Here is an 11,195-nt window from a genome sequence, read left to right as displayed (position 1 = left end):
TAGCTGATTAAGGGTTAGGTATCATTCTTTTTTGTGCAGGGAAACCGCTTGTCACTGTTCAAGAAGCAGACTTTTTATCAGAGCGTCGTAATGCAATGAAGCGTGTAGGGCTGAGATAGCATTAACGGATTTGTTTGTCCCAACCTTACGCGCTACCTTTTAGTAACAATGAGTGTTGGAAAAATGATAGATAGGAGATTTTTATGTCAATGATTGCTGTAAATTGGAATACACAAGAAGACATGACAAACATGTTTTGGCGTCAAAACATTTCGCAGATGTGGGTAGAGACAGAATTTAAGGTATCAAAAGATATTGCAAGTTGGAAGACATTAACAGAAGCAGAACAAGATGCATTCAAGAAAGCGTTAGCTGGTTTGACAGGATTGGATACACATCAAGCGGACGATGGAATGCCATTGATTATGATGCATACGAAAGATTTGAGAAAAAAAGCGGTGTATTCTTTTATGGGTATGATGGAACAAATCCATGCTAAAAGTTATTCTCATATCTTTACGACTTTGTTGCCATCTAGAGAGACGAATGAATTGTTAGATAAATGGGTATTGGAAGAACCACATTTAAAGTTTAAATCTGAAAAAATTGTAGGTAATTATCATAAGTTGTGGAAGCCAGAAGCATCAATTTATGATCAATATATGGCACGTGTTTCAAGTGTTTTCTTAGAGACATTCTTATTTTATTCAGGTTTTTATTATCCGTTATATTTAGCTGGTCAAGGACGCATGACTACTTCTGGTGAGATTATCCGGAAAATCTTGCTGGACGAATCTATTCACGGTGTTTTCACAGGGCTAGATGCACAAAGTTTACGCAATGAGTTATCAGAAAGTGAAAAGCAACGTGCTGACCGTGAAATGTACAAGTTATTAGAAGAGTTATATGCCAATGAAGTGTCGTATACGCGCAGCTTGTATGAACCGATTGGCTTGGCTGAAGATGTATTGAATTATGTGCGTTATAACGGCAATAAAGCTTTGGCTAACTTAGGCTTTGAACCATACTTTGAAGAGCGTGAGTTTAATCCAATTATTGAGAATGCATTGGATACAACGACTAAAAACCATGATTTCTTCTCAGTAAAAGGTGATGGTTACACGCTAGCATTGAATGTTGAAGCATTGCGTGACGAAGACTTTTTATTTTAAAGTAATATAAGAAGCGGTATGAACATATTTTGATATATGTTCGTACCGCTTTTTAAATGTTTTTATATATTTTAGATCTACATTTTTGGTGTTGGGAAGGCATGAATGAGCCATTCTGTCTTTTGTTTTTTAGTATACGAAATGCAAAAGCAACTGGGACACACGCCCTAAATGAAGACCGCTATTTCAACTTAGCTGGAATTACAATATCAACAAAACTAGGCACGTTTCATTATCTTTCCACCATAGAAGCTAAACAATTAGTATTTTTAGACTTCAAAATAATAAGGGTAGTGTGCTTGACATCGGCTATTGAAGAGTGAGTGGCAATGAGGACAACTCGTCACTTGCATGTAAGTATGAATGGTCATTTCATGTTGACAGACACCGCACAATACGGCTTTCTCATTGTCAAAAGTCTTTGTTGGCCATTGTTCAGCACTGTGGCTTTCTGCTTCGTTATGGCAATGAATGCATGGATAATATTTGTTACAGCATTTGAACTTAATTGCAATAATATCAACTTCTGTATGGTAATGTTTGCAACGAGTTTCGTTATCTACTGTAGCGCCATAAACATGTACCATTGCGCTTAGCTTTCTTTTGAGGTTGTATTATCTAAAGGTTCACCGATAATACGAACTTCTCGTTCTAATGTAACATCAAACTTTTCTTTAACAACATATTGAACATGCTTGATGAGCTTCTCATAGTCGGTCGCTGTTCCATTATCGACATTAACCATAAAGCCTGCATGTTTTGTCGATACTTCTACGCCGCCAATGCGATGCCCTTGTAGTTCGGCATCTTGAATCAACTTGCCAGCAAAGTGGCCAGGTGGACGACGGAAGACGCTACCACATGAAGGATATTCGAGTGGTTGCTTGGATTCGCGACGCTCTGTTAAATCATCCATCACTGTTTGGATGTCCTCCTTGTTACCAGGTGTCAATGTGAATGCAGCTTCTAATACGACATAATGTTCACTTTGTATAACACTATTGCGGTAATCTAGAGCCAATTCATTGTGTGTGAGTTGCAACATGTCACCTTTTTCGTTGATAACACGTGCATAATCAATGATGTCTTTCACTTCACCGCCATAGGCACCGGCGTTCATATAGACGGCGCCTCCAATGGAACCTGGAATACCACATGCAAACTCCAATCCAGTTAAAGACAAATCACGGGCTTTACGGGATACATCAATAATTGACGCACCGCTTCCTGCAACGATTGTGGCATCAGCTGCTTGAATATGGTTCAGTTCAAGTAAGCTGAGTACAATGCCACGAATGCCACCGTCACGGATAATGATGTTAGAACCATTGCCTAAATAGGTCACAGGAATATTGTGTGTATAGGCATACTTAACCACTTGTTGAACATCTTCATAGCGTTTAGGTGAAATATAAAAGTCTGCAATTCCACCTGTTTCAGTATAAGTATATTTTTTGAGTGGCTCATTGACTTTGATAATCTCTTTTGGGATTATTTGTTCAAGATCCTGTAAGATGTTCTTGCTCATTCTATGTAACATCCTTTCTGTTTATCATTAACTCTATTTTAACTGTTCAGCGCACTGAAAGTCATGTATCAACTAACAAAATATGAAGAACTTTACAGAAACTTGTTCAACTGCGTAAAAAGTTGTGTTTTACCTGCTTCATAATCTCGAATAGTCTGACTGGATGCGAGCAATGCTTGTTTTTGATCAGCGAAAAAAGCAATCGCGTCAGCTGACTCAGTCAATAGTTGGTTTAATGCAAGATAGTGTTCAAACAAAGGCGTGTTCCGTTGTAAAATATGAAGTCGTACTTGTTGTTTTAACTCGGTTAGGTTGTTAAAGCGAGCCATCATCACTTTTTTATGATATGGATGATGCAAACGATAAAAACCTGCGTAGTTCAGCCGCTTTTCATCGAGCGATGTGATATCATGTAAATTGTCAACACCAACTAAAATATCAAGAATGGGTTCAGTTGGATAGTTAAAATGTTGCGTACCACCGATATGCTGGGTAGATTTGACGGGTGAGTCTAAGAGTTCATACAACAGTGTACGGTAATGTAAATATTGTTGCGTATAAAATTTTTTTGATGGCTGTGTGATGAAAGGTTGAACATGTGGATACATGCAGTGTCCTCCTTGTAGTTTCAGTATCAACAGGTCTATAATTCTGCATTACTATAACACATATTATTTTCAAGGTGAATACGTTTCGGTATAATACGTAATATGAAGAGGGGTGCATTTATGAATAAACTTTTAAGCGTTATAACATTGTGTACCATTATCATGTTTGTATTGTCGGCATGCGGTGGACAGACGCATCACGATAAAGTAGTCTTTGATGCACAGCTTAAACGTGTGGCAGATAAAGAAAAAACATTCAATCAAACATTGAATGCTATGCCTTTAGACAAGCTGAAAGGGCTAAGACAAAGCGATACGACGGATAAAAATAAAAAATATATTAAACAGCTTGACAAGCAAATAAAGAAACAGTTAGAGCCGCAATTTCAAGCATATTATAAGGCAGTCCAACAATTGCCTGATGAGAATCAACAGTTAAAAGAAATTAAAATGGCCTATTTGAAAGGCATGAATGGAAAAAAACAAGAAGTCCAGCGCCTTAAAGATTTTATTACACAATATATGGCTTCCATTGATGCGAATGAGCATATTTTAAATGAGACACAGGCATTCGAGTCTCATAGGGCAAATGTTGAAACTTATATCGCGCAAGCAAAGTTAGATGGTGCTGAAGAGAGTGGCGTGTTAGAAAAAATATTAGAAACATCTAATGAGAAGATTAAAACAAGTGCTGAAGAAGCATCTCAACATAATGATGAACAAGAAGCACAAATCTATCAAGCAGAAACACTGCCACTGATTCACCAACAAATTAAAGAATTGAATCAAAAGCAGCTACATAACAATTCTGTACATCAAGCGAGACAGAGTGCCATTGAAATGTATTATAGCCTTGAGAGTTACTATCAAGCGCGTGTGAAGGCGATTCAATATAGTGAGGCATTATCAAAAATTGATACGAATACGCTAATAACATCCTCTGAACAACTCGCACACTATGATGAAGACTATCAGCAAAAATATGAAGCATTATAAATGATTGTAATCTATAAGATATGGGTATACATATAAATATAGATGTTGCTCACGACAGAAGTGGCGCAGATGTAGAACGGCTATATTACTTGATTGTCATATGTCAAAATAAAATTAAAGGTTAACATTAGTAGTTATAATGTGTATAATGGTAAACATTACAAATTTTATATAAATGATGGTTTGCTAGAGAGACGAATTGAAATTTTACTTAGAGGTGAATAACGTCATGGCTATAAAGCTAACTTCAATAGAACAATTCGAACAAGTGATTACAAACAATCATGATATTTTTATTTTTAAACATAGTAATACATGTCCTATTTCAGAAAATGCATTAGATCAATTTAACAAATTTTTATATGAACGAGATATGGATGGTTACTATCTTATTGTGCAACAAGCACGAGAATTATCAGATTATATTGTGGACAAAACAGGTATCAAGCACGAAACGCCGCAAGCCTTTTATTTTGTTGAAGGTGAAGTGACATGGCATGATAGTCATCAAAATATCAATGTATCTTCACTTGCCCAAGCAGAAGGTTAATATGAAAATAGACAAGAGCGTATAGGTAGTCACAGGATGACAGAAAAGCCTATGTGCTCTTTTTTGTTGGCGTTTTATGGTAAAATGAAAAGATGATTGAATGAATGAGGTGACATTATGAAAGTACTAGTAGCCATGGATGCATATCATGGTATCATTTCGAGTTATGATGCGAATCGATTTGTCGAAGAGGCAGTTGCAAGTCATATCGAGCATGCAGACATTGTGCAAGTACCGTTGTTTAACGGACGTCATGAACTATTAGAAGCTGTATTTTTGTGGCGTTCAGGTACACAGTATCACATAGATATACATGATGCACAGATGTGTCCAGTTACAGCAGTATACGGTCAAACGGATGATGGGTTAACTGTTATTGAAGCGGGTCAATTCTTACAAGCAGAAGTACCAGCTATTCAGCAAACGAGTTATGGTCTAGGTGAGGTAATCAATCATGCTTTAGACAACAATGCGCGTCATTTTGTTATTGCGGTAGGTGGCACACAAGTATTTGATGGTGGTGCAGGGATGCTTCAAGCGCTTGGTGTGCGTTTTTATAATGATGAAGGTGAACAAGTAGATATGCGTCAAGGTGCTAGACAGATAAAATATATCCGTCGTATTGATGTATCTGGGCTTCGAGAGGATATTTATCAAGCGCGCATTCAAATTCTGAGTGATTTTGATAGCCATCTGTATGGTAAAAAAAGTGAAGTTATTCAACGCTATGAAGCACTTGGAATGCCATGTGAAGCAGCGGTGGAAATCGATAACTTATTATGGTATTTCAGTGAGTTGTTTAAAAATAACTTGCGCATCGCATTGGGAGCTGTCACACGTGGTGGTGCGGGAGGCGGTATTGCAGCTGTTGCACAAGCATTATTAGGTGGAGAAATTGTCACAAGCCATGTGTTAGTAGACCAGATTATGGGACTAGATGAATTGGTTAAACATGCGGACTTAATTATATTTGGAGAAGGTATCAACGAACAAGAACAGCACGTAGAAACGTCATCGTTGCGTATTGCAGAGCTCGCACAACAGTATCAAAAAACATGTATTGCCATTTGTGGAACATCTGATAAGTTTAGTCGTTTTGAAGCATTAGGTGTCACAGGTATGTTTAATACTTTTATAGAAATGCCAGAGAGTTATCCAAGCTTTAAGGTAGGCATTCAATTGCGTAACTATACAATTCAAGCGATTAAGTTGTTGGAAGCTGAGTTGTCATACTAAGATAGTTTCATGACTCATCTCAATACGTTTATTATTTTCAGTATATAATAGACTTTTTTATTAAATACAAAGTGTATTTGTTTGACAGTTTTATTTGAAAATAGTAGAATGAAAGCAATTCGTTTTTTGGAGGGATACCCAAGTCTGGCTTAAGGGGACTAGATTTTATATCTAGTTAGGAGCTTTATGCTTGCGTTGGTTCGAATCCTTCTCCCTCCGTAAACTTTTGATACCAGGCATTGTTATGATGTCTGGTTTTTTCTATATTTATGGTAAAATGACGATATGTTAACTGTTAATAAAAGGAGCTGTTTGATTGATGGAATTTGGTCGTTTGAATCAAAAGGAGTATCAAACATTTGTACAAGAACATTTTTCGCACTATACACAAAGTGCTGAGCATTTTGCTTTTCGTGATGCGAATCAACAGGATGTGCATCTATTAGGTGTGAAGGATGAAAATGGTGCGGTTTTAGCAGCGTGTTTGCTTACGGAAGCAAGAAGTTTAAAGTTTTTTAAATATTTTTATACACATAGAGGCCCTGTCATGGATTACAGTGATTTGAATCTCGTGAAGTTTTTCTATAGTAATCTGACAAAATATTTGAAAAAGCATCAATGTTTATATGTCTTAACGGATCCATATTTATTAGAAAATTTACGTGATGCTAAAGGGAATATTGTAGAGAATTACGACAATCATTTATTTATCAAGCAAATGGAACAGCTCGGTTACCAACACCAAGGTTATACAGTAGGCTATTCACAAATGAGTCAGATTCGTTGGTTGTCTGTCTTAGACTTGGCAGACAAAACAGAAGATCAATTATTAAAAGAAATGGATTATCAAACGAGACGTAACATTAAAAAAACATATGAAATGGACGTACAAGTACGAACATTATCAATAGACGAAACAGATCGCTTCTTTAAATTATTCAGAATGGCAGAAGAAAAGCATGGTTTCAAGTTTCGTGACAAAGACTACTTTGAAAAGATGCAGCGCACGTATCCGAACAATAGCATGTTAAAGTTAGCATATATTGATTTAGAGAACTTGTTAGAAAAGCAAAAAGCACAGCACAAAACGTTACGTAAAGAACTCGAGGAAGCGGAACAAAAACTACAAGAAAATCCAAATTCTAAAAAAAGTAAAACAAAACATCAACAAGTAACACAACAATTTGAAAAACAAGAGAAGAAAATTGCGCAAACGGAAGCACTTATCGAAACAGATGGTAAGGTTCTAGACTTAGCAGCTGCATTATACATCTACAATGAACATGAAATGTACTATTTATCGAGTGGGTCTAATCCTAAATATAATGCGTACATGGGTGCATATCGACTGCAATGGGATATGATTAAGTTTGCGAAAGAACACAATATTAAGCGCTATAATTTTTATGGTATCACAGGGGACTTCAGTGACGACGCAGAGGATAAAGGTGTGCAACGCTTTAAGGAAGGCTTTAATGCACATGTAGAAGAATATATCGGTGATTTCATTAAACCGGTAAAACCTCTTTTCTATAAAATCTATCAGTTGCTTAATCGTTAAAAAATAGCCGTAATTTTAAAAGGTTTAGAGATACCTTTAAAATTACGGCTAATTCTATGTTAACGGCGACGTGTAATCATATTTAGTAATGGGCGATAGTTATTGTCTATTAAACCAGTGAACTCAACAATCAATTCAATCGTAATAATAATTAAGAGAATCATTAAAAAAACGCCCCAAGGTTGTGACAAGTACAGAATTACACTTACAACACTGAACATAATTGCGATAGAATAAATTAAAATAACAGTTTGACGGTGTGTATAGCCTAAGTCTAGCAATCTGTGGTGCAGGTGAGATTTATCGGCTTGCATAATATGTTGCCCTTTTTTTACGCGGCGTACCATTGCGAATAAAGTATCGATGAATGGCACGGCTAAAATCACGACTGGGAAAAATAAAGAAATCAATGTAATATTTTTGAATCCTAAAAGCGATACAAAGCCAATGATAAAGCCGAGTAATAGTGCACCATTATCGCCTAAAAAGATTTTGGCTGGGTGGAAGTTAAATACTAAAAATCCTAGCAATGCGCCAATTTGAACGCTACATATCATAATAATAAAAATATTACCTTGTAAAATCGCAATAAATGCAATTGTGACATAGGCAATCGTTGACACACCAGCTGCTAAGCCATCTAAACCATCAATCAGGTTAATTGCATTGATAATCGCAACAAACCAAATAATGGTGATAGGAATGCTTAACCAACCAAAGTGAATAATGGGTCCCATGGGTAATGAGATAAAATCAATGGTGACACCATACATTACCACGATTGATGATGCTACAACTTGGCCGAGCAACTTCAATACGGGTTTGATATCATACAGATCATCGATGAGACCGACTATATAGATAACAATTGCACCGAGCAGTAATGGTTTGGTTTCGCGTTCAATCGGATGACCTAACCAAATACCAATGAAAAAAGCGATTAAGATGACCGCACCACCCATCATCGATATCGGTTGTGTGTGGACTTTACGAAAGTTTGGTTTATCAACAATATCTAATTTTTTTGATACTGCAATCACAATGGGTGTTGCGATTAAGCTGACAATCATTGAGACTGTAATGAGTGTTAATGTATACATAAGGTCAACCCCATAACTAAGTTAAATTACCTTTGAAATATTAGATGCTATGTCTGAATAAAAACATGATTATAAAATTGAACCTTCAAGGGAGCAATTTTTTCATTACTGCTCAACCTTGGTAGCATGTTTGAAAAATAAGATTTCTATTCTATATTTTAAATGAGAACTATAAGGTATTATTTAATTTTCTAATCTTATTTATCTTATCACATCTTAGCCCTATAAGGCTCCTAAAATATTAGCATTTCTTTATGTCTTTTTACTAGCATTGCTAATGACAAAAAATAATTTTTCCCATACAATAGATGATGATGTAAAGGAGACGATCTTTATGATTGAAGCAATCATTTACAATATTTCAGTCACAATCGCAGGTATTTATTTGTTCCATCGTTTACAGTATGCGGAATCACACGATTTTCGCTTTTCTAAAAGTTATATTACGGTCTTAATGACGATTGTTGGCTTACTGCTGACTTTTTATCCAGTGCCTATCGCTGGCTATGCGATTCAGCTGTCATTTGTGCCATTGTTATTTTTAGGACGTTATACAAATGGTTTTTATACATTTATCTCAGCAATTATTATTGCACTTGTTGGTTACTTTGTACTTTCAATGCCACTTTTATTTTCTATTGCACTTATTATTATCGCAGGTGTTGCGAGTACGATTGGACCATTTATTAAATATAATCATATTATTGCGATTCAAATTTTAAATGTTATCAGCATTGTAATCTTACTATTCATTGCATGGTTAGCACCAAGTTATGATGTTCTTGAAGTGTTATATCTGGTGCCGTTGTCTATCGTTGCGACATTAGTAACTGCAGTGTTTTATGTTGATCTTTATCATTTTTTTAGCTTGATTGAGCGCTATGAAAACGAAGATACGATTGATTATTTAACGGGTCTTGGTAATGTAAAAGAATTCGATCGTCATCTCAATGCAGTATCCAATGAAGCACAACAACAATCACAAAGTTTGGGTTTGTTGTTGATTGATATTGATGGTTTCAAAGACGTTAATGACGCATATACGCACAGTGCTGGAGATGCTGTGCTCAAACAAATGGCGCATTTGTTGGAGAACTATGTGCCGAAACAAACAAAAATCTTCCGCAATGGTGGAGAAGAATTTTCTGTTGTGTTGCGTAATTATTCATTAGATGAATGCGTGAAGTTGGCAGAAAGTATCCGTATGGCAGTATCAAAATCAAGTTTTCATTTACCAGATAAAACAGTTATTAAATTATCCGTGTCGATTGGTGTTGGGTATTTAACAGATGATGCTTATAAGTCGCAACGCAAAGTTTTCAAAGATGCTGATGATATGCTACATGTGGCGAAAAATGAAGGTCGTAACAAGGTGATGTTTAACCCAATCATTAAATTACAATAGTAGGAAAGCCCTTAAAACGTGAGAAAAGTTTTAAGGGCTTTTTCGTGCGCCCGGCATGGGTAATAACTTGACGGTGAAAGTCCGTTACAGGCTTGGTAGTAGGAACTGTTAGCGAAAGGCAAGGGTGTCCATTGCGAAGTGGAATCTGAAGGAAGTCGGACGCAAACACTCGCACTGACGAACAGAAATATCATACAAGGCTATGTAGAATGGACGAATCTGCGAAACAAGATAAAGTCCGATACTACCCGAGTTCTATATAGTAAATGATGCAGTGATATGAGTGGAAAGTGATTACGCTTACCCGGGGAGGTCTCATCAGCGATGGAAATCGTAGTAACAACGAATGATGAGAAGTCAGCAGAGGTCATAGTAGGTAGAAATACTGAAGGACTGAACAATATTCATACAAAGTAAAGAATGGAGGTTATAGATTTACGATGTACAGAAAACGGGTATACCCGGCAACTTATAGAAAGATAAGTAGTGGAACGAAAAAGGATATATAAGTGTGTACAGTAAATCTTAGGTGAAATGAAAGAAATGTATCGTGAGTCTCCAACATTAATGGAGCTTGTTGTAAGACCAAGTAACATTGAAAAAGCAATCAAGAGAGTCAAGAAAAACAAAGGAGCACCAGGTATTGATGGTATGAAGGTCAGTGAACTGAATGGACATTTTGCGCTATACTTTCCACAAATCAGAAAGAAACTACTTGATGGCACTTATAAGCCACAAGCAGTAAGGAAAGTTGAAATCCCGAAATCAAATGGGAAAAAGCGTGTGCTTGGAATCCCTGTCGCGAGAGACAGAGTTATCCAACAAGCCATTAAACAAGTGATTGAACCAAGCATTGACCGTACATTCTCAAAACACAGTCATGGCTTTAGACCGAACCGCAGTACAGGAACCGCACTCAAAGAATGTGCAACGTACTATGAAGATGGTTATTCAGTCGCAGTTGATTGTGATTTAAAACAGTGTTTCGATATGTTGAACCATGACAAGCTCATGTATCTATTTGAACGACATGTTCAAG

11 protein-coding genes are annotated in these 11,195 nt (G+C 36.5%); 7 read left to right on the top strand and 4 right to left on the bottom strand.

Features of this window, described 5'->3' with window-relative positions; genetic code table 11:
- The first annotated feature begins 209 nt into the window (after positions 1 to 209).
- The gene (gene nrdF / locus NXS11_RS05785) at positions 210 to 1,172 is read left to right on the top strand and encodes a class 1b ribonucleoside-diphosphate reductase subunit beta (protein WP_259200056.1); all 963 of its coding nucleotides are present in this window, start codon (positions 210 to 212) and stop codon (positions 1,170 to 1,172) included.
- 269 nt (positions 1,173 to 1,441) lie between these two features.
- Here nrdF and NXS11_RS05780 read toward each other — a convergent pair whose 3' ends face one another.
- The 3 genes from NXS11_RS05780 to NXS11_RS05770 all read right to left on the bottom strand — a co-directional run bounded on the left by NXS11_RS05780 (position 1,442) and on the right by NXS11_RS05770 (position 3,308).
- Entirely contained in the window at positions 1,442 to 1,759 is a 318-nt protein-coding gene (locus NXS11_RS05780; RefSeq protein ID WP_259199731.1) for a CHY zinc finger protein, read from the bottom strand.
- Between the two features lie 5 nt (positions 1,760 to 1,764).
- Positions 1,765 to 2,700, bottom strand: a complete 936-nt coding sequence (gene murB, locus NXS11_RS05775; protein WP_373319382.1) for a UDP-N-acetylmuramate dehydrogenase — start codon at positions 2,698 to 2,700, stop codon at positions 1,765 to 1,767.
- A gap of 92 nt (positions 2,701 to 2,792) precedes the next feature.
- Positions 2,793 to 3,308, bottom strand: coding sequence for a GrpB family protein (locus NXS11_RS05770; protein ID WP_259199729.1), 516 nt, complete (start codon positions 3,306 to 3,308; stop codon positions 2,793 to 2,795).
- Between the two features lie 120 nt (positions 3,309 to 3,428).
- On the opposite strand from NXS11_RS05770, the gene NXS11_RS05765 reads away from it, so the two are divergent.
- The 4 genes from NXS11_RS05765 (at position 3,429) to NXS11_RS05750 (ending at position 7,651) form a co-directional block, all read left to right on the top strand.
- On the top strand, positions 3,429 to 4,304 hold the full coding sequence (locus NXS11_RS05765; protein WP_259199727.1) for an EMYY motif lipoprotein: 876 nt from the start codon (positions 3,429 to 3,431) through the stop codon (positions 4,302 to 4,304).
- Positions 4,305 to 4,533: 229 nt separating this feature from the next.
- Entirely contained in the window at positions 4,534 to 4,854 is a 321-nt protein-coding gene (gene ytxJ, locus NXS11_RS05760) for a bacillithiol system redox-active protein YtxJ (protein ID WP_259199726.1), read from the top strand.
- Positions 4,855 to 4,971: 117 nt separating this feature from the next.
- Positions 4,972 to 6,090: a glycerate kinase gene (locus NXS11_RS05755; protein WP_259199725.1), complete on the top strand. Its 1,119-nt coding sequence runs from the start codon at positions 4,972 to 4,974 to the stop codon at positions 6,088 to 6,090.
- A gap of 319 nt (positions 6,091 to 6,409) precedes the next feature.
- Positions 6,410 to 7,651 carry an aminoacyltransferase gene (locus NXS11_RS05750; RefSeq protein ID WP_259199724.1) on the top strand — a complete coding sequence of 414 codons (1,242 nt, stop codon included), beginning with the start codon at positions 6,410 to 6,412 and terminating at the stop codon, positions 7,649 to 7,651.
- A 59-nt stretch (positions 7,652 to 7,710) separates the two neighbouring features.
- On the opposite strand, the gene NXS11_RS05745 is transcribed toward NXS11_RS05750, so the two are convergent.
- A complete protein-coding gene (locus NXS11_RS05745) occupies positions 7,711 to 8,751 on the bottom strand; it encodes a glycosyltransferase family 4 protein (RefSeq protein ID WP_259199723.1) in 1,041 nt (346 codons plus the stop codon).
- A gap of 334 nt (positions 8,752 to 9,085) precedes the next feature.
- Between NXS11_RS05745 and gdpS the strand changes: the two genes are divergently transcribed.
- Positions 9,086 to 10,156, top strand: a complete 1,071-nt coding sequence (gene gdpS / locus NXS11_RS05740) for a GGDEF domain-containing protein GdpS (protein ID WP_259199722.1) — start codon at positions 9,086 to 9,088, stop codon at positions 10,154 to 10,156.
- Positions 10,157 to 10,699: 543 nt separating this feature from the next.
- On the top strand, positions 10,700 to 11,195 hold a 496-nt coding region (locus NXS11_RS05735), incomplete at its 3' end, for a reverse transcriptase domain-containing protein (protein ID WP_259200055.1).

The organism is Staphylococcus americanisciuri, from assembly GCF_024814435.1.
Taxonomy (GTDB): Bacteria; Bacillota; Bacilli; order Staphylococcales; family Staphylococcaceae; genus Staphylococcus; species Staphylococcus americanisciuri.
This window is presented reverse-complemented; position numbering and strand designations above follow the sequence as displayed.

Excerpts from the sequence above, each read along its gene's own strand:
- nrdF (WP_259200056.1), top strand. The coding sequence starts at position 210 with ATGATTGCTGTAAATTGGAATACACAAGAAGACATGACAAACATGTTT.
- NXS11_RS05780 (WP_259199731.1), bottom strand. The coding sequence starts at position 1,759 with ATGGTACATGTTTATGGCGCTACAGTAGATAACGAAACTCGTTGCAAA.
- murB (WP_373319382.1), bottom strand. The coding sequence starts at position 2,700 with ATGAGCAAGAACATCTTACAGGATCTTGAACAAATAATCCCAAAAGAG.
- NXS11_RS05770 (WP_259199729.1), bottom strand. The coding sequence starts at position 3,308 with ATGTATCCACATGTTCAACCTTTCATCACACAGCCATCAAAAAAATTT.
- NXS11_RS05765 (WP_259199727.1), top strand. The coding sequence starts at position 3,429 with ATGAATAAACTTTTAAGCGTTATAACATTGTGTACCATTATCATGTTT.
- ytxJ (WP_259199726.1), top strand. The coding sequence starts at position 4,534 with ATGGCTATAAAGCTAACTTCAATAGAACAATTCGAACAAGTGATTACA.
- NXS11_RS05755 (WP_259199725.1), top strand. The coding sequence starts at position 4,972 with ATGAAAGTACTAGTAGCCATGGATGCATATCATGGTATCATTTCGAGT.
- NXS11_RS05750 (WP_259199724.1), top strand. The coding sequence starts at position 6,410 with ATGGAATTTGGTCGTTTGAATCAAAAGGAGTATCAAACATTTGTACAA.
- NXS11_RS05745 (WP_259199723.1), bottom strand. The coding sequence starts at position 8,751 with ATGTATACATTAACACTCATTACAGTCTCAATGATTGTCAGCTTAATC.
- gdpS (WP_259199722.1), top strand. The coding sequence starts at position 9,086 with ATGATTGAAGCAATCATTTACAATATTTCAGTCACAATCGCAGGTATT.